This window comes from Pseudooceanicola batsensis HTCC2597 (assembly GCF_000152725.1).
Taxonomy (GTDB): Bacteria; Pseudomonadota; Alphaproteobacteria; order Rhodobacterales; family Rhodobacteraceae; genus Pseudooceanicola; species Pseudooceanicola batsensis.
Window position 1 is genome coordinate 47850 of record NZ_AAMO01000008.1, and the last position, 17511, is coordinate 65360.

General features: G+C 64.6%; 16 protein-coding genes. 8 read left to right on the top strand and 8 right to left on the bottom strand.

Annotated features, from left to right (window positions below):
• Nucleotides 1-3 precede the first annotated feature (3 nt).
• A complete protein-coding gene (locus tag OB2597_RS01605) occupies nucleotides 4-1740 on the bottom strand; it encodes a thiamine pyrophosphate-requiring protein (protein WP_084658514.1) in 1737 nt (578 codons plus the stop codon).
• A gap of 224 nt (nucleotides 1741-1964) precedes the next feature.
• On the opposite strand from OB2597_RS01605, the gene OB2597_RS01610 reads away from it, so the two are divergent.
• A complete protein-coding gene (locus OB2597_RS01610) occupies nucleotides 1965-2915 on the top strand; it encodes a TAXI family TRAP transporter solute-binding subunit (RefSeq protein WP_040608890.1) in 951 nt (316 codons plus the stop codon).
• A 61-nt stretch (nucleotides 2916-2976) separates the two neighbouring features.
• Here the strand turns inward: OB2597_RS01610 and OB2597_RS01615 are convergent, their stop codons facing one another.
• The 6 genes from OB2597_RS01615 to OB2597_RS01640 form a co-directional block, all read right to left on the bottom strand.
• Nucleotides 2977-4914: a TRAP transporter permease gene (locus OB2597_RS01615; protein WP_009803757.1), complete on the bottom strand. Its 1938-nt coding sequence runs from the start codon at nucleotides 4912-4914 to the stop codon at nucleotides 2977-2979.
• A gap of 83 nt (nucleotides 4915-4997) precedes the next feature.
• Nucleotides 4998-6179 carry an ABC transporter substrate-binding protein gene (locus OB2597_RS01620; RefSeq protein ID WP_009803758.1) on the bottom strand — a complete coding sequence of 394 codons (1182 nt, stop codon included), beginning with the start codon at nucleotides 6177-6179 and terminating at the stop codon, nucleotides 4998-5000.
• Between the two features lie 22 nt (nucleotides 6180-6201).
• On the bottom strand, nucleotides 6202-6930 hold the full coding sequence (locus OB2597_RS01625; protein WP_009803759.1) for an ABC transporter ATP-binding protein: 729 nt from the start codon (nucleotides 6928-6930) through the stop codon (nucleotides 6202-6204).
• Nucleotides 6923-7696, bottom strand: a complete 774-nt coding sequence (locus tag OB2597_RS01630) for an ABC transporter ATP-binding protein (protein WP_009803760.1) — start codon at nucleotides 7694-7696, stop codon at nucleotides 6923-6925. Before OB2597_RS01630 ends, OB2597_RS01625 begins: the two co-directional genes overlap by 8 nt.
• A complete protein-coding gene (locus OB2597_RS01635; RefSeq protein WP_009803761.1) occupies nucleotides 7693-8616 on the bottom strand; it encodes a branched-chain amino acid ABC transporter permease in 924 nt (307 codons plus the stop codon). The genes OB2597_RS01630 and OB2597_RS01635 overlap by 4 nt, the downstream gene beginning before the upstream one ends.
• A 1-nt stretch (nucleotide 8617) precedes the next feature.
• Entirely contained in the window at nucleotides 8618-9535 is a 918-nt protein-coding gene (locus OB2597_RS01640) for a branched-chain amino acid ABC transporter permease (RefSeq protein WP_009803762.1), read from the bottom strand.
• 278 nt (nucleotides 9536-9813) lie between these two features.
• Here OB2597_RS01640 and OB2597_RS01645 point away from each other — a divergent pair, with 278 nt between their 5' ends.
• Genes OB2597_RS01645 through OB2597_RS01675 form a run of 7 tightly spaced genes read left to right on the top strand, consistent with a single transcriptional unit; the run spans nucleotide 9814 to nucleotide 16646 of the window.
• The gene (locus OB2597_RS01645; protein WP_009803763.1) at nucleotides 9814-11019 is read left to right on the top strand and encodes an FAD-dependent oxidoreductase; all 1206 of its coding nucleotides are present in this window, start codon (nucleotides 9814-9816) and stop codon (nucleotides 11017-11019) included.
• A 27-nt stretch (nucleotides 11020-11046) separates the two neighbouring features.
• Nucleotides 11047-11793 (top strand): maleate cis-trans isomerase family protein, encoded by a 747-nt coding sequence (locus OB2597_RS01650; protein ID WP_009803764.1) that lies wholly within the window; start codon nucleotides 11047-11049, stop codon nucleotides 11791-11793.
• A 10-nt stretch (nucleotides 11794-11803) separates the two neighbouring features.
• Nucleotides 11804-12715, top strand: coding sequence for a polysaccharide deacetylase family protein (locus tag OB2597_RS01655; protein ID WP_009803765.1), 912 nt, complete (start codon nucleotides 11804-11806; stop codon nucleotides 12713-12715).
• Nucleotides 12715-13437, top strand: a complete 723-nt coding sequence (locus tag OB2597_RS01660) for a GntR family transcriptional regulator (RefSeq protein ID WP_009803766.1) — start codon at nucleotides 12715-12717, stop codon at nucleotides 13435-13437. The genes OB2597_RS01655 and OB2597_RS01660 overlap by 1 nt, the downstream gene beginning before the upstream one ends.
• Nucleotides 13438-13441: 4 nt before the next feature.
• Nucleotides 13442-14950, top strand: coding sequence for an aldehyde dehydrogenase (locus OB2597_RS01665; RefSeq protein WP_009803767.1), 1509 nt, complete (start codon nucleotides 13442-13444; stop codon nucleotides 14948-14950).
• Nucleotides 14947-15762 (top strand): SDR family NAD(P)-dependent oxidoreductase, encoded by an 816-nt coding sequence (locus OB2597_RS01670; protein ID WP_009803768.1) that lies wholly within the window; start codon nucleotides 14947-14949, stop codon nucleotides 15760-15762. The genes OB2597_RS01665 and OB2597_RS01670 overlap by 4 nt, the downstream gene beginning before the upstream one ends.
• An 8-nt stretch (nucleotides 15763-15770) precedes the next feature.
• Nucleotides 15771-16646, top strand: a complete 876-nt coding sequence (locus OB2597_RS01675; protein WP_040608915.1) for an MBL fold metallo-hydrolase — start codon at nucleotides 15771-15773, stop codon at nucleotides 16644-16646.
• Between the two features lie 10 nt (nucleotides 16647-16656).
• On the opposite strand, the gene OB2597_RS01680 is transcribed toward OB2597_RS01675, so the two are convergent.
• Nucleotides 16657-17436 (bottom strand): GntR family transcriptional regulator, encoded by a 780-nt coding sequence (locus tag OB2597_RS01680; protein ID WP_202944564.1) that lies wholly within the window; start codon nucleotides 17434-17436, stop codon nucleotides 16657-16659.
• Nucleotides 17437-17511: the final 75 nt, after the last annotated feature.

Below are 17511 nucleotides of genomic sequence, written 5' to 3' on the forward strand. Positions count from 1 at the left end.
TCCTCAACCTTCGATCACGAGGTCGATCAGGGCTTGCTGGCCTCCGGCCATGGCCGTCAGGGCCCGGTCGATGGCGCCCGGCAGATCCCGGGCCGAGTTCACGGTCTCGCCCGACCCGCCATGGGCCCGGCAGATCGCGGCATAATCGGGGGCCGGCGACAGGTCCGCCAGAAACATGCCGTCCGAGGCGGCTGCGGCCCCCTGCGGATACATCGCCAGAGTCGAGTTGCGCACGGCGCCCCATCTCCGGTTGTTGAAGATCACCGACAGCATCGGCAGCTGATGTGCGGCCGAGGCCCAGTGGCAAGCGACCGGATTGTTGAACATGTACGCGCCGTCGCCCAGCATCGCGACGACGGGCCGGTCGCGGACACCCTCGCGTGCATCGGCAGCCGCGATCCCGAGCGCCGCGCCCATGCCGAAGCCAAGCCCGCCCGCCGGTGTAAAGCCATAGAACTGCCCCTCCCCGTCGAACTTCGCCAGGTCCGTCCGGAAGGAATATTCGTTCACGATGACCGATTCGCGCGGCAGACGCTCTGCAAGGACCGCACTGGCGGCTTCGGCCGTGAACCGGTTCAGGTCGACCGTATCTCTCGACGTCCGACGGGCGCGGACCGCCTCGATCTTGGCCGCGCGGGCGGCGACACGACGCGCCTGATCGGCACCAGGCGAGCCAAGTGCCGCGTGCAATGCCCGAATGGCTGCAAGCGGAGAGGCGACGAGGGCCTCGGCCGCGCCGAAACTGCGCAACGGATAGCGCGAGAAAAGCGGGTCGCGGTCGATCTCCCACAACTCGGCTGTCGGACGCGGATTGGTTACGGCCGGTACGAAGGGCACGTCACATGCCAGCGAAACGACCAGATCGGCACCCAACAGAAGGGACTGCGGATCGAAACCGATGCACATCGGATGCTCGAACGGCAGGTTGACCGAACGGGCGTTGAACTGGATCACGGGGATCGCCCAGGCTTCGACCAGCGCGGCCAGGGCCGCGCAGCCACCGGCTTCGCGCCCGGAGTTGCTCGTGATGATAACGGGATATTCCGCGGCCTTGATCCTTTCCGCCAACCGGTCGATCGCGTCCGGATCGGGTAGCCCCTCGGTCACGCGGCTGCGCACGCGGCGCGGAACGTCCGGCGGCACCTCCCGTGCAAGCAGTTCCCGCGGGAGCGAAAGATAGACTGGCCCCGGCGGCGGTGCCTCGGCTATGTCGAGCGCCCGGATCGCGACGTCTCCGGCCTGCGAGGCGCTGCGCAGTTCGTAGTCCCACTTCACGGCCTCGCGGATCATGCCGCCCTGGTCGAACATCTCCTGCGCCCAGTGGATAAAGCGGGTTCGCGTGCCATGCTCGCCCTCTTCCGTCAGGGGGGTCCGTCCCGCGCTCAAGAGCAGCGGCACGCCATCACGCACCGCGTTCAACGCTCCGCAGACCATGTTCGCCGTTCCGACGCTGACATGGACCATCGCGACCTGCGCGCGGCGGGTCCGCAGCGCATCCCCGTGGGCCATCGCCACCGCGAGATTCTCGTGCGGCACGGTGTAGGGCCGAGGCAGGTCGATGCCGGATGGTCCTGCCTTTTCATAGCTTTCGATCACCGACGGAAAATCGGTTCCAGCCACCGCATAAAGTGCATCGACCCCACCTTCGGACAGAGTTTTCAGGTACAGGTCCGCTGCGATCTGCGGGCGCGAAGCCAAGGTGGTTTCCGGCGCGTCTGACATAAGATTTCCCTCGCTCATTTGTCCGTATCTTAGGGACAATTAGCGCCCAGAGATAGCCGCCAAATCACTTCTCTCCGCGATTGGATGTTTCGTATTCTCTTTTTCATCAAGTGGCTCACTCGCCCCTCCGCCCCATGCACGGCGTGGAATGAATCGGTGACATCGGAAAGCGAAAAGGTTACCCTGAATACGCATACATATCATGCGCAACAGGGATCTCAGAAGACAAGGAAAGGACAGAGATGATACTCTGCAACAGACACTTCTCCGCCGGAGCCATGGCCGTGGCGGGCTCGCTCCTCGCCACGACCGCCGGCGCGCAGACCCTCGGGCTCGGCACGACGCAAGGTGGCGCAACCGGACAGATCGGCACGGCGCTCGCGCAGGTGATCTCGATGAATTCGGACCTGCAGGTCATTCCGCAGATCAGCGCGAATACCTCGCAGTACATACCTCTGCTGGACCAGGGCAAGCTCGAGCTGGCGATCGCGAACTATCCCCAGACCTGGTACGCCGTCACCGGCACCGGAATGTCGACCGAAAAGGCCGAGAACCTGCGGCTGGTCGCGACGTTGATGCCCTTCCTCGCGGCATTGGTCACGGCGGAATCATCGGGCATCAAGACCTATGCCGACATCAAGGGCCACAAGGTGCCGCGATATTCCGAGAACTCGCTGGGCGATTTCGTGGTACGTGCCGCGCTCGCCGCCGGCGATCTGACTTACGACGATGTGGAATCGGTGCCGATCTCCAACTTTCCGCAGCAGTACGAGGCGTTCAAGGACGGACGGATCGACGTGTCCATCGCGACGGTCGGGTCGCAGGCGAGCTTCGACCTCGAGGCCACGGTCGGCGACATCCAGTTCATCCCCGTTCCCGAATCTCACCTGGCCAAGTCCAAGGAATACCTGCCGGGCGCCTACCTTCAGCCGATCGATGCGAACGAGGATCTGCCGGGTCTGGACGAACCGACCAGCGTGTTCGCCTACGATTACCTGCTGTTCGCCAATGCCTCGGTACCGGAGGAGCAAATTTCGCAGGTGGTCGAAGCGGTCTACGAGGGCGAGGAATTCCTGCGCAATTCCAGCCCGATCTGGTCCGCCTTCTCCAAGGAGGACATGGGCAAGGAAGCCGATATTCCCTACCATCCCGGTGCGACGGAATTCTACAAGGAAATGGGTCTCACGAATTGACAGACCGACCCTCGACGAAGAGAGGCGTGCCGCCGGCGCGCCTCTTTTTCGTTGAACTGCGTCAATCGCGCAAGGCGGTCATGGTGCCCGGCCCGGAGCGCATGCGCAGCACGTAGATCGCGATGACCGCGATACCCAGGGCGGATACGCCGAATTCCAGCGCCGCGGGGCCGATCTGGCGGAGAGGAGCAATCATCGCGATACCGAGCACGGCCGCCCCGATCCGTGCCGGCAGGGGTATCCGGCCAAGCGCATGGCCGATCAGCGCAGCCGACACCAACGCCAGCGCCGCGACCGAGCTCGCGAAGACATAGGCGATATCGTACCACGGCCCCGACATGAGCAACCCGGGTTTGTAGATGAAGAGGAAGGGAAGGAAATAGGCGATCCATCCGAAACGAAACGCCTGCACGCCGGTCCTGATCTGCGGCGCACCGCTGATCGAGGCCGCCGCATAGGCCGCAAGCGCGATCGGCGGCGTGATCATCGACAGCATCCCGTAGTAGAAGACGAACATGTGCGCCGACAGGGAGGGGATGCCCAATTGCACCAGGGCGGGAGCGGTCATCGTGGCCAGCAGCAGGTAGACGCCGGTGGTCGGCAGACCAAGACCCAGGACGATACCGACGATCGCTGTCACCACCAGCAGGCCGAACAGGTTCTGGCCACCGAACTGGATCAGGAACAGCGAAAGAGAAAATCCGAGACCCGTGGTCGCGAGAAGCCCGATGATCATGCCGGCGGCGGCGCAGATCAGAAGCACGTCGCAGACCTGACCCCCGGTCTTGGTGATGCCGGCGGCAAGCTCCTTCGGACTGACGGCGGGACCCCATGAGACGTTGACGACCCGCAGCACCCAGAAGCCAAGGGCCACCACGACAATCAGGCCGAGCGCCCAGATCGCAGCGACCTCGGCGCGGGTGTTCCAGGCGAAAATGCTGCCGAGCAGAACGACGAAGGCGGCGAGCGGCAGCCAGCCGTCCGCGATAACCTGGCGCATCGGGCGATGCTCGATCCAGTCCGCGCTCCTGTGGTCGTCACGGCGGGCGATGAAGTCGATCTGCACGTAGAGCGACAGGTAGTATATGACGGCGGGAAGAATGGCGGCCAGCAGGATAGACTTGTAGGGCATCTGCAGCAACTCGGCCATGAGGAAGGCGGCCGCGCCCATCACCGGCGGAGCGAGCTGGCCGCCGGTCGAGGCCACGGATTCGATCGCGCCCGCCTGATCAGGGCGGAACCCGGACCGGCGCATCATGGGAATGGTCATCACACCGGTCGACATCACGTTCGACACGGCGGAGCCCGAGATCGACCCGAAGAGGCCGGAGGCGACCACCGCGATCTTCGCCGTGTTGCCCGGGCCGCGCCCGGCGAAACGGGTGGCGATCTGAGTGAAGAAGTCTCCGCCGCCGACCGCCAGAAGAACCCCGCCGAACAGCACGAAAATGACCACGACAAAAGCGGCGATCTGGAGGGCAGATCCCCACGTTCCGGCACTGTCGGTGCCGATGAAGCGCATGACATCGGCGAACTCCTGCCCCCGCCCCCGCAGCGGGCCGGGCACCAGGTGGCCCCAGAGCGCATAGCAGAACATCGTCAACGTAATGATGACCAGCGTCCAGCCGACCACGCGCCGCAATCCCTCGAGCACCAGCAGCGCCACCAGCAGGCCGAGGATGAAGGCTTCGGTCGGGTAGAGGTGGCTGCCCTCCGACAGGACCGGGAAGCGGACGTAGACATAGGCACCGACACTGAGCGCGAGGATCGCCAGAACGGCGTCAATGAGAAGTTTGGGGCCCGAGGACGTCGCGGCATCGCGGCTGAATGCGACGCAGAGTGCCGCGCCCAGCATGAGGGCCGCCACCTGTTCGGGATAGATCAGGAACCCCATCCGTTGCGGGATCGCGAGAACCCAGATCACGGCCACCAGCGGCACAAGAAAGGCCAGGACCCTGGCTATGACCTGAAACAGATGACGGGCGGGGCTGTTGTCCATCGTGGGCTCCTGGAAAAGGGGCCCGGGCTGGGAACCGGCCCGGGCCAGTTGAAGACCCGGCGCAAGACCGGGTCCCCTCAGGATCACTCGCAGCTGTCTGCCGGAGCTTCGGCGAATTTCGTCCACTCGCCGTCCTTGATTTCGATGACGTATCCCGGAAGCTCTGCGTCATGGCCGTCAAAACAGATGTCGTCGGCAAGAATACCGGAAAAGCGGATTCCCTCCATGCCGTCGACAAGGGCTTGCCGTTCTTCCTCCAGCTTGTCCGGATCGCCGGTGGTACCTGCCGCTTCCATGAGCTGCTTCACGAGGTAGACCGTGTCATAGGCCTGCGCGTCCGAATGGTGTGCGCCCAGCTTGTGGATGCCGCGCGCCTCGGCCTCGGCGACGAACGCGTCGTTGAACTTCTGGCTCGCCTCGGTGCGTCCCTTCCAGAAGCCGGCGACCAGCAGCGTGCCCTCGCCCTCGGGGCCGAAGAGTTCCAGGACGTTGGGATCCGCGAAGATCTGCGATCCGATGACCCGGCCTTCGTACCCTTGGCGGTTCAATTCGGCGATCAGCTTCGACGCATGTTCGGGCAGCGCGGCCACGGCGACGAAATCGGGGTTCGACTGCACGATCTTGGCGACCTGGGCCGACATGTCGAAGGTCTTCCACTGTACCGGGATCGGGTCTCCGACCTCCACGCCGGCCTCGGCCAGGAGCGCGGGATAGAGCTTGGTTCCCGCGCCGTTCGCGACGACCTCGTCCGAGACGTAGACGATCTCGGCGGTTTCCATCGGGAGCCCCTTTTCCTTCATCGCGGCGAGCAGGCGGCCGAACTGCTTCTTCTCGTCTTCCGTCAGACGCCAGCCGTAGGTCTTGCCGTCGGTCAGGCCCGGGGCGGAGGACGACGTGGGCAGCATGAGCACCTTCAGGCGTTCCGCATCGTTCAGCGCGACATTGGCCTCTCCGGACGAGAACGGCCCGACGATGGCGAGTACCTCGTCATCCTTTGCCAGCGTGCGCGCCGCGACGGCAGCCTGCTTGGGATCCGAGCCGGTATCGTACCGGAACAACTCGATCGGCTTGCCGTTGATGCCGCCGGCTTCGTTGATCTCTTGCACCGCAATGTCGACGGCGACGTTCGAGGGCTCGCCCACGGACTTCAGAAATCCCGAGCTGACCGAGATATGCCCGATCTTGAGAGTGTCCTGCGCCAGGACCGGGCCGGTGGTGGCCAGCGCTGCCGCAGCTGCGAATAGGATACGTTTACCTGATATCATGTTAGGTCTCCCTAGAGGTGGTTCATGCGCCCGCAGTTTCGGGCATGTGGCCGCCGCCGAGGTATGCCTCGGTCAGCGCGGTGTTTCTCGCCAGGGCGGCGGCGGTGTCCTCGAGAACCACCTTGCCCAGTTCCAGCACGTAGCCACGCGACGCGACTTCCAACGCCATGGTGGTATTCTGTTCGACCAGCAGGATGCTGATGCCGTCGCGATTGAGCTCTCCCAGAAGCCCGAAGAGCCGCTCGACGAACAACGGCGAGAGGCCGAGCGAGGGCTCGTCCAGCATCACCAGCCGGGGTCGGGCCACCAGGGCGCGACCGATGGCTAGCATCTGCTGCTCTCCGCCCGACAGCGAACTGGCGCTGGCGTATTTCCGTTCCGCGAGATTGGGGAACCGGTCGTAGATCGCTCCGAGATCGCGCGCCTCCTTGCCGTCGCGCCGCAGGTAGGCCCCCATGAGCAGGTTCTCGTGCACCGTCATGGAGACGAAGATCTGCCGCCCCTCGGGGACCAGGACCATGCCCGAGGCGACCCGCGCGGCAGGGCTCTGGGATGTGAGGTTGCGGCCTTCGAAGACCACCTTGCCGCCCGTCGGCTTCACCGCACCATGCAGCGCGCGCAGCAGCGAGGTCTTGCCCGCGCCGTTGGCCCCCAGCACGGTGACGATTTCTCCGGACTCGACCCGCAGGTCCACGCTCTTGACCGCATGGGTGCGGCCGTAGACCACATCGAGATTGCTGACCTCAAGCATGTACGGCCTCCTCTGCATGGCGGCTCCCGAGATAGGCTTCGAGAACCTGCGGATCGTTCTGCACGTCACGGGTGGAGCCGTCATAGATCAGGCGCCCGAAGTTGAGCACGACGGCACGGTCGCAGAGGCTCCGCACCAGGCTCATGTCATGCTCCACGATCAGGATGGTCGTGCCGGTCTCGGAGATCTGGATGAGGAAGTCTCGCAACGCCGCCGTCTCGGAGGGGTTCAGGCCGGCGGCCGGTTCGTCCAGCATCAGCATCTTCGGCTTGGCGGCAAGCGCGCGCACCACCTCGATCTTCTTGCGGATGCCGTAGGGCAGCGTGGCCACGACCTCGCCGGTATAGGTGTCGATGTTCATCTCCGACAGCAGTGCCTCGGCCTCCTGCCGCCAGCGCGACCGACGCCCGAGCGGAGCTATCATCGCGCCCGGCCCGCTCACCCGGCTTTGCTGGCCGAGCATGATGTTCTCCACCACCGACAGGTGCGGCATCAGGCGGATGTTCTGGAAACTGCGCGCCAGGCCTCGGCCGATCCGCTTGCGCGACGGCAGGCCCGTGATGTCCTCGCCGTCGAAGATCACACGGCCCTCGTCCGGCGTGTAGACCCCGGACATCAGGTTGAAGATCGTGGTCTTGCCGGCGCCGTTCGGTCCGATCAGGGCCATGCGGGTGCCCTGCGGAACGTCAAAGCTGACATCGTCGATCACCTGGACCGCGCCGAACGCCTTGGACAGTCCTTCGAGTTTCAGGATCGGGCGGCTCATTCCGTGACCTCCTTGAAGCGCGAGGAGGGGCGTCGGAACGTGAGCCGTTCGACCATCGTGCGGGTGACGAGTCCTTCGGGTCGGATGGCCATGAAGCCGACCGCCAGAACGCCGAGGATGACGAACCGCCAGCTTTCATCCGGGCGCGAGCCGTCGGGCACGCCGCCGAAGAGGGTGATGAAGAAGTCCTTCAGCGCCGGCAGGACCTCGCGCAGGACCTCGGGCAACAGCGTGAAGAAGGCCGCGCCGACCAGCGGACCCCAGGCCGTCTGCGTGCCGCCGAGCAGCACGTAGAGCAGCACGTAGATCGATACCAGGGCGTTGAAGCTCTGCGCTTCGATATAGCCGAAGTTGTGTGCGTAGAAGGCGCCCGACAATCCGGCCAGAGCGGCCCCCAGGCCGAACGCCGCGACCTTCACGTTGCGGATCGATACGCCCATCAGTTCCGACACGTCCTCGTCGTCGTGAATGGCGCGCAGGGTCAGACCGAAGCGGGTGGCCATGAGGTAGAAGACCAGCAGCGCCACGAGGATGGCCCCGATCATCGGGATCTGCCACTCGACATAGCCCGGCACCGACATGCCCATGGCACCGCCGAGAGCATCGGTGTTCAGGATGATGCCGGCGACGACCTCGGCGAAGGCGAAAGTGGCAAGAACCAGGTAGACGCCGCGCGTCCTGAGGATGGGAAAGGCCAGCGCCACGCCGACCAGTCCGGCGACGACCGCCCCGGCAAGAAGCGTCAGCGCCACGGGCAGCCCGAGCGAGGCCGACAGCAAGCCGGCCGCATAGGCGCCGACGGCCTGGAACCCTACCCCGCCAAGGTTCAGCTGGCCCGAGGCCACGGCAAGGAAGATGCCGTAGGCGAAGATGATGTTGATCGAGAGGATCGCGATGATCCCGGCAAGGTAGCCACTCATGTCACAGTTTCCCTTTGCCGATGGAATGGTGGCCGAGGAGCCCCTTGGGATAGGCGATGAGCACGATCAGCAGCGCCCCCCAAACGACGATCTGAACGGTGTCGGCCCCGAAGAAGTGGACTGTCATGAGTTCGAGCAGTCCGACGCAGAGCCCCCCGAGGACGGCACCCCAGATCGAGCCGAGACCGCCGATGACCATGCCGGCGATGGCCTTGGCGCCGATGTCTTCGCCCATCATCGGAGCGACCTCGCCGTAATTCACAGCAAAGAGAGCGCCGGCGAGTCCGCAGAGCATCCCCGTCAGCATGAAGACGACCGGCACGATCCGCTTGGTGTCGATGCCCAGGATGTTGGCGGCGTCGGGATTCTCCGCGATTGCGCGCAGGCCGCGACCGATACGCGAGCGCTTCATCATCTGCACAAGCCCGATCACGATCAGGATCGTGATGATCAGGCTGACAAGCTGCGGGATGCGGATCAGGATTCCGCCCACGTCCATCGTCATGTTCGCGTCGGGCCCTTCGAAGCGGCGCGCCTCGGTGCCGTAGCCGATCCGGACGAGGTTCTCGACAATGAGCAGGAAGCCGAGCGAGCTCACCAACGGGATCGCATGTTCGGTACTGTCGCCGTATTTCGTCTTGAGATAGCGGAAAGTGAACCGCTCGACGATCAGCGACACGACGATCGCGGCCACGATTCCCATGGCAAGGGCCAGCGGCCAGGGCAGCGGCCCGGAAAGGCCGAACGGAATGCCCCAGTAGCTCAGCGCCCAGCCGACCATTCCGGCCAGCATGAACAGCGTCGGAATGGTGAAGTTGAGGAAGTTCAGGATCCCGATTGTCAGGGTGAACGCGACGGCGACCGTCACATAGACGCTGCCGAGCATCAGGGAATTGACGAGTTGCTGCAGGAATAGCATCAGCCACGCCCCCGCTTCTTGTGTACAAATTCGGCAGATCTATGATCGACGGAGCTAACGTGACTCATCTTTTCTGCTCCGGGATTCTCGGGTCCGGCCCGGAGGCGCCCGCCAGTACTGGCGTACATGTTGCTGTTTTTGTTTGCATACTTTCGGCCTATCCCCCGGTTTTTGACATGCTGTTTGGAAAAACAACTTGCCGATTTGTCCAAATCTTTTGTACACACTGCGAAGGTCCAATCGACCTGTCAAGCGCGGATAAGGAGGCAAGGCCAGGAATGAACACGAAAACCGAGCAAGTGCTCATCGTTGGGGCGGGGCCTGTCGGACTGGTCGCTGCCGCGAGCCTGGCAGACGCCGGAATCGCCGTGACCATCCTGGAACGCAGCGACGCACTTCCGCAGGACTTGCGCGCCTCTACCTTCCATCCGCCGACGCTCGACATGCTGGATCGGTTCGGCGTCTCGGAGACGCTCGTGGCGCGCGGGCTCGTCTGTCCGAACTGGCAGTTCCGCGACCGGAACGAGGGAATCGTCGCCCATTTCGACCTGTCCTTGCTGAAGGGCGAGACGAATCATCCATACCGCCTGCAGTGCGAACAGTGGAAGCTGACCGAGGCGATGCGCGCACGGCTCGAAGAAAGCGGCGGGGTCGAGATGATCTACGGCGTGACCGGACAGAGCGTGACGCAGGATGACGAGGGCGTGACCCTCGTCTACACCGACGCCGATGGTGCGGAACACGACATCGCGGGTCGCTACCTCATCGCGTGCGACGGCGCGCATTCCAACATGAGGAAGTCCCTGGATATCGAGTTCGAGGGCCTGACGATCCCCGAAATCTTCCTCTCGATGTCGACCCATTTCGACTTTGCCGAGGCCATTCCCGATCTGGCCCCGATCGCTTATCTGACCGATCCCGAGGAGTGGGCGGTGCTGCTACGGACGCCGTCGCTGTGGCGCGTTCTGCTGCCGACGGACCCGTCGATGTCCGAGGAAGAGATAAAATCGCCCGCTCTCATGGAAAAGCGGCTGCAGAAACTTTGTGCGAAGGACGGCGCCTACGACGTTGCCCATGCCACGGCCTATCGCGTGCACCAACGCGTGGCCAAGGAATATGTGAAGGGCCGGGTCTTCCTGGCCGGCGACAGCGCGCATCTGAACAACCCGCTTGGCGGCATGGGCATGAACGGCGGCATCCACGATGCGATCAATCTCATAGACAAGCTGGTACCGGTCTGGCGCGGCGAGGCCTCGGCCGACACGCTCGGTCGGTATGAACGCCAACGCCGCCAGGTCTGCATCGACACCGTTCAGGAACAGTCGATGCGCAACCGCAAGATGATGGCCGAGAACGATCCGGCGGCCCGCCAAGCCTATCACGACGAGTTGCGCGCCATCGCGGCGGATCCGGTGCGCCACAAGGATTATCTCATGCGGTCGTCGATGCTCCAGTCCCTCAAGGACCTGGAAAACGTCGCCTGAGCCCCCCCGACAAGAGAGGATACTGACATGACAGATACACTTGGCTACCGCATGAAATTCGGGGTCATCGCGCCCTCTACCAACACGTCGGTGCAGCCGGAATTCGACGACATGCGGCCCGTCGGCGTCACCAACCATTTCTCGCGCATCCTGATCCCCGACATGCCGGTGCAGAACGACGAGGACTTCAACAACCTCGTCATGGGGATCCGCGCCGCCACCATGGACGCGATCGATGCCGTCAAGACCTGCTCGCCCGGCGCGCTGGTCATGGGGATGTCTGCCGAAACCTTCTGGGACGGCAAGGAACGCGCTGACAAGTTGCAGGCCGAGATCATCGAACGCGCCGGAATGCCCGTGGCCATGGGGTCGGATGCCTGCATGAACGCGCTCAAATGCTTCGGTGACATCAAGAAGATCGCCGTCATCACCCCCTACATGCCGGTCGGTGACCGGCAGGTGGAACGCTATTTCACCGACTGCGGCTACGAGGTGGTGCAGGTGAAGGGCCTGAAGAGCCCAAGCCCCATGCTGATCGCGCACGAAACGGAAAAGACCCTGCGCGACGCCATCATCGAGGTCAACGATCCGTCGGTCGAGGCGATCATCCAGGCGGGCACCAACCTGGCCTGCGCCCGCGTCGCCGAAAAGGCGGAATTCTGGCTCGACAAGCCGGTGCTCGCGATCAACACGGCGACCTACTGGCACGCCCTGCGGATGAACAATATCGAAGACAAGGTGCAGGGATTCGGCACGCTTCTGTCGCATCACTGAGGACCGGACAATGGAATACGACTTCGTCCCCATGCCCGACCGCCAGCCGCTGATCTGGCCGGACAACAAGCGCCTGGCGATCATCCTGACCATCAACATGGAATACTGGGATCCGGTCCAGGCCAGCGACAAGCCTTATTATCCCGGCGGCCCCGGGATCGTGGGCGGCAACCTGCCGGGGAACGTCTACGACAACCCCAACTTCACCTGGCGCGAATACGGACAACGGGTCGGGGTCTGGCGGATGCTCGACCTGTTCGACGCGGAAGGTGTGCAGGCGTCGTGTACGATGAACGCCAAGATGGCAGTCGAACGCCGCGCCGTCGTCGATGCCGCAAAGGAACGCGGGTGGGAAATCGTGCCGCACAACTACGTGCAGGACGAATTGCTGACCGACTACATGTTCGACGAGACGAAAGAACGCGACGTGATCCGTCGCACCCTGGACATCTACGAACAGACCGTGGGCAAACCCGCCAAGGGTTGGCTGTCCTCTTCTCTGCGCTCGACGCTGAACACGATCGACATCCTCGCCGAGGAAGGGCTCTATTTCATCACCGACCTTCTGAACGACGATCAGCCCTACATGGTCCGGACCCGCTCCGGCAATCCGATGGTCTCGGTGTCCTATACCTCCGAGGTCAATGACTTCAGCTTCCTGCGGCAGGGACTGACCGTCGAAACCGGTTTCGCGATGTTCAAGGAACAGTTCGACTGGCTCTACGAAGAGAGTGCGACAAGCGGGCGGTTCATGAACATCGGCCTGCACCCCCACGTGATCGGCCAGCCGTTCCGGATCCGGGCGCTGCGCGACTTTATCCGGTACGCGAAGGGTTTCGAGGGGGTATGGTTCGCCAATCGGGAGGAGATTGCAGATTGGTACCTGAAGACGCACGAAAGCCACATAACTCCGAAGGCGTGATGCTGGACGACCTCTCCACTCCGGCCGAAGGGCTGAGCGAAACCCTGTCGCTGGACGGGATCGACCGTCCGGCGGACCGGGCCTACGTGGGCATTCGGCGGGCCATCCTGTCCGGTGTTCTGAAAGGCGGGGCACACCTGGGTGAAGAGGCGCTGGCCAGGATGACCGGCACCAGCCGTACCCCGGTGCGCGACGCGCTGCGCCGTCTCGTCGGCGAAGGACTGGCCCGCGACGAGGGGCGGTCGCGCTTCGTGGCCGAGTTTCCCTACGAGGAGGTCGCGGTCATCTTCGACATCCGCGCCCGGCTCGAAGGCTATGCGGCGCGGCTGGCGGCCGCGTCGGTCACCCAGGCCGAACTCGACGAACTGGCGCGACTCGTGCACGAGATCGACAATTTGGCGGGACCCGACGGCACCTCGACCCGGATCCAGGAATTCGCGCGGCTCAACAACGCCTTCCACGCGCAGATCCTGACCGCGACGCGGTCGCCTCAGATGCAGAACCTGTCGGCTCAGGCCACCGCGATCCCGCTGGAACTGATCAAGCAGTTCGTCTGGTCCCAGGCCGTCAATATCGAACGCTCGAACCGCCAGCACCGCGACATTCTCGATGCCCTGACCGCGCGCAACGCGAACTGGGCCGAAAACATCATGTCCGCGCACATCCTGTCGACCAAGCCGACACGGACCGACGGGACCTGGACAGACGACAAACAAGGATGATCCCGTGAAAGACACCCGAACCGGGCTTGACGCCGCACCGAAGACAATCACCGGCTTCGTCGCCGGCGCGTTCGTTCCGGAGACCGGAGACGCCATACCCGTGACCGACCCGGCAACGGGGCGGGAAGTCGCGATTCTGCGCGAAAGCGATGCCGATCAGGTCGACCGCGCCGTCGCCGCCGCCCGTGCCGCCTTTCCGGCCTGGTCGCGCACGACGGTGGCCGACCGGCAGCGCGCATTGATGGCGATCCACGACGCCATCCTCGCGAACGCGGATGAGCTGGCGCGCCTGGAAACGCTCAACACCGGCATCCCTCTCGGCCAGACGCGGACCATGCACATCCCCCGGGCGGCGCAGAACTTCCGGTTCTTCGCCGAATTCATCAATCAGGACAACGGCGAAGTCTTTACCCAGGAACCGGGCTACATGAGCCTCGTGACCCACGAGCCGATGGGCGTCTGCGCGCTGATCGGTCCCTGGAACATGCCGCTCGGTCTGACCGCAATGAAGATGGCGGGGGCGCTGGCCTTCGGGAACACCTGCGTGGTCAAGCCTTCCGAGATCACCCCGCTCACGCTGGCCCGCCTGTTCGAAATCCTCGCGGCGTCGGGCGCCCTGCCCGAGGGCGTGATCAACCTGGTCAACGGGCGCGGCCATGTGACGGGCACGGCCCTGTCGGGGCATCCGGACATCGACATGGTCTCTTTCACCGGCGGCACCGAAACCGGCGCCCGGATCCTGACCGCGCTGGCCCGCGGCATCAAGGGCGGGGCGATGGAACTGGGCGGCAAGTCGCCTTCGATCGTCTTCGACGACGCCGACCTCGATCGGGCGATCGACGGGGCGATGCTCGGCAGCTTCATGAACAACGGCCAGATGTGCCTGGCCGGCAGCCGTCTCTTCGTGCAGCGCGGTGTCGCGGACCGCTTCATCGAGGCGTTCACCGACCGCACGCGCGCGCTGCGCATCGGCGACCCGTTCGACCCCGCCACGGAAGTCGGACCCATGATCAACGAGGCCCAGCTGAAGCGGGTCGAGCGGTTCGTGGCCTCGGGACTGGAAGACGGGGCGGAGCTGATTGCCGGAGGCGCGCGCCATGAGGCCCTGCCCGATGGGTTCTACATTCAGCCGACCGCGATGATCGCACAGTCCAACGCGCTGGCGATCTGCCAGGAAGAGATTTTCGCCCCCTTTGCGACCATCCAGATCTTCGACGACGAGGAAGAGGTGGTCGGCCGTGCGAACGACAGCATCTTCGGACTGGTCGGCTACGTCTGGACCCGCGACCTCGAACGGGCGTTCCGCCTGTCGCGCGGGCTGCAGACCGGCACGGTTCTGGTCAACACGCCGATCATGCGGGACCTGCGCACCGGTTTCGGCGGTATCCGGCAATCCGGCATAGGGCGCGAAGGTGCCAAGGGGTCGCGCGCCATGTTCACCGAGATGAAGTCGACGATCGTCGCACTGGAGAAACCCAACCTGCCGCGCATCGGTTTGGGGGGCGGAGCATGAGCCATCCATCGCTTGAAGATCGCGTCGTGCTCGTCACCGGCGCCTCTCGGGGGCTCGGGCGGGAAATGGCGCTGGAGCTGGCCGCGGCGGGCGCGCGACTCGTCGTCACCGGCAGCGCCATGTCGGACGCGCTTCGCGATGTCGAAGCCCAGATCGCCCCGGACCGCGTGCTTGCGATGGCCGCCGATGTGGCGGACCCCGCGGCCGCTCGCCGGGCCGTGGCCGAGGCAGAGGCCCGGTTCGGCCGGGTCGACGTGCTGATCAACAACGCCGGGCGCGGCATGCGGCTGGTAAGCGAGACCTTCAACACCCGGCCGACCCGTTTCTGGGAAACGGATCCGCAAGCATGGGCGGACATCGTCTCGGCGAACCTGAACGGGGCGTTCCACATGGCCCGGGCGGTCACCCCCGGCATGATCGACCGCGGGTTCGGCAAGATCCTGAACATCTCGACCTCCGCCCAGACGATGATCCGTCGCGGCTACGCGCCCTATGGCCCCTCGAAGGCAGGGCTCGAGGCGGCCTCGCGAATCTGGGCGCAGGATCTCGCCGGGACCGGCGTGGACGTGAACATCTATCTGCCGGGCGGCGCCGCCGACACGGATCTGCTGCCGCCCGGCCCGGAGAAGAAGGGGGCGGACGGCAACCTCCTGTCTGCCGATATCATGCGGCGGGGCGTCCTGTGGCTGTGTTCGGACCTGTCGAACGGAACCACGGGGGGCCGCTTCATCGCCCGTTACTGGGGCGATACGGCCGACGAGACGGAAAACTCTCTGGCGGCGCGCGATGATGGCGTGCTCTGGCCGGTATGAGGGCCAACATGCTGACCTTCGGCGCCGCCCGCATCGACAAGATCACGGACCTCGACCCCTTCGTTCTGCCCGCCACGCTGTTGCTGCCGGGCCGCGACCTGTCCGAACTGCAGGGGGAAGCCGCGCTGCTGTGCCCGCATCATGTGGACTTCGATGCCGGGACACTGCTGATCAGCGTCCACTCGTTCCTGCTGCGGGTCAACGGGCTGAACGTGCTGATCGACACCTGCGTCGGCGAATGCAAACCCCGCCCCCGACGCGCCGACTGGGACAACCGCCGGGCCACCGGATACCTCGAGCGCCTCGCGAAGGCCGGTGTCCGACCCGAAGACGTCGACATCGTCATGTGCACGCATCTGCATGCCGATCATGTCGGCTGGAACACACGGCTGGAGGACGGGCGCTGGAGACCCACCTTCCCGAACGCGCGATACGTGATGGGGCTGCACGAACTGGAGCACTGGCAGGCGGAAGAAGCCGCGGCGCCCGGCGCCCACAACCATGCCGCCTTTGCCGACAGCGTGCTGCCGATCGTCGAGGCGGGTCTTGCCGAAACGGTCACCGATGGTTTCAGCCTGTCACAAGGCATGGACATCATTCCCCTGCATGGCCATTCCCCAGGACAGATCGGGCTCGTGCTCGAGGGGGGTGGCAACGGCCGGGCGGTCTTCTGCGGCGACGCGATCCACAGCCCCGTCCAGGTGTTCCGCCCGGACTGGAGCAGCGGCTTCTGCCATGACCCCGCCCAGGCGGCCAAGACACGGAAAGACCTCCTGGAGCGTGCGGCCGAGGAAGACCTGCTCCTGCTCCCGGCTCATACCCGCAGCGCCTATGGCTTTCGCATCCGCAGAGATGGAAACGGCCATCGCCCGGTGATGGTCTGACGTGGGGCCGTCAATCGCGCATGTGTCTGCGCCGCACGCGGGTGCGATAGGTCATCCGGTCCGAGGGGTGCCAGTTGACCGAAGCGATCAGGACGCCGCGCGCCGTGATGTAGCGCCGCAGCAGTTGGAGCGACAGCGCGCCTTCTGCCAGACCGATCGCGCGCGATACCTGCGGCGGCATGGGCAGGGCGCGGATCTCCTGCTCGGCTTCGATTATCGGCTCCTGCGAGCGGGTCTCCAGCAGGTCGAAGAACGGGCCGTTGTAATCCGCGAAGGCCGGCACATGATCGCGGAACCGTTCCGGGACGTAGCTTTGGATGAAGCACAGCGGCCGGCCGCCCGGAGCGGTCCAGCGGACGCCCTCGACCCGGATCCAGCGCTCGCCCTCGACGACGGGACCACCCTCGCCGCCGATGCGCTGCGCGAGATCGGCGTCCAGCTGGACCTCCTCGCTGCCCAGCACGACCATGTAGGTATCGACGGCGATCTGGAAAAGCTCCTGAAGCGTCTCGAATGACTGATAGTACCCGCTGGTCGGCTTGGCGGTCAGGACACGGGTGCCCATGCCCTGCCGCCGTTCGACGTACCCTTCCTGCGTCAGATTGCGAAGGGCCGAGCGAATGGTGAACCTGCTGGTATCGAATTCGGCGGCCAGCTCGATCTCCGTCGGCATGAGCGACCCGACGGCGTATTGTCCGTGTGCGATGCGATCCTGGAGCGCGCGCTGGATACGGACATATCTGGGCACATCGCCCCCGGATACCTGCATACCGGAATTTTCGCTGCTCACTACCATTCTCCCTATGAACCGAAACCGTGTCGCCATAGTCGCCGAATATGGATCATGTCCAGACGGTTCGAAAAT

What these genes read in the sequence shown, in the direction of transcription:
- OB2597_RS01605 (WP_084658514.1), bottom strand. Translation starts at nt 1,740, where the DNA reads ATGAGCGAGGGAAATCTTATGTCAGACGCGCCGGAAACCACCTTGGCT.
- OB2597_RS01610 (WP_040608890.1), top strand. Translation starts at nt 1,965, where the DNA reads ATGATACTCTGCAACAGACACTTCTCCGCCGGAGCCATGGCCGTGGCG.
- OB2597_RS01615 (WP_009803757.1), bottom strand. Translation starts at nt 4,914, where the DNA reads ATGGACAACAGCCCCGCCCGTCATCTGTTTCAGGTCATAGCCAGGGTC.
- OB2597_RS01620 (WP_009803758.1), bottom strand. Translation starts at nt 6,179, where the DNA reads ATGATATCAGGTAAACGTATCCTATTCGCAGCTGCGGCAGCGCTGGCC.
- OB2597_RS01625 (WP_009803759.1), bottom strand. Translation starts at nt 6,930, where the DNA reads ATGCTTGAGGTCAGCAATCTCGATGTGGTCTACGGCCGCACCCATGCG.
- OB2597_RS01630 (WP_009803760.1), bottom strand. Translation starts at nt 7,696, where the DNA reads ATGAGCCGCCCGATCCTGAAACTCGAAGGACTGTCCAAGGCGTTCGGC.
- OB2597_RS01635 (WP_009803761.1), bottom strand. Translation starts at nt 8,616, where the DNA reads ATGAGTGGCTACCTTGCCGGGATCATCGCGATCCTCTCGATCAACATC.
- OB2597_RS01640 (WP_009803762.1), bottom strand. Translation starts at nt 9,535, where the DNA reads ATGCTATTCCTGCAGCAACTCGTCAATTCCCTGATGCTCGGCAGCGTC.
- OB2597_RS01645 (WP_009803763.1), top strand. Translation starts at nt 9,814, where the DNA reads ATGAACACGAAAACCGAGCAAGTGCTCATCGTTGGGGCGGGGCCTGTC.
- OB2597_RS01650 (WP_009803764.1), top strand. Translation starts at nt 11,047, where the DNA reads ATGACAGATACACTTGGCTACCGCATGAAATTCGGGGTCATCGCGCCC.
- OB2597_RS01655 (WP_009803765.1), top strand. Translation starts at nt 11,804, where the DNA reads ATGGAATACGACTTCGTCCCCATGCCCGACCGCCAGCCGCTGATCTGG.
- OB2597_RS01660 (WP_009803766.1), top strand. Translation starts at nt 12,715, where the DNA reads ATGCTGGACGACCTCTCCACTCCGGCCGAAGGGCTGAGCGAAACCCTG.
- OB2597_RS01670 (WP_009803768.1), top strand. Translation starts at nt 14,947, where the DNA reads ATGAGCCATCCATCGCTTGAAGATCGCGTCGTGCTCGTCACCGGCGCC.
- OB2597_RS01675 (WP_040608915.1), top strand. Translation starts at nt 15,771, where the DNA reads ATGCTGACCTTCGGCGCCGCCCGCATCGACAAGATCACGGACCTCGAC.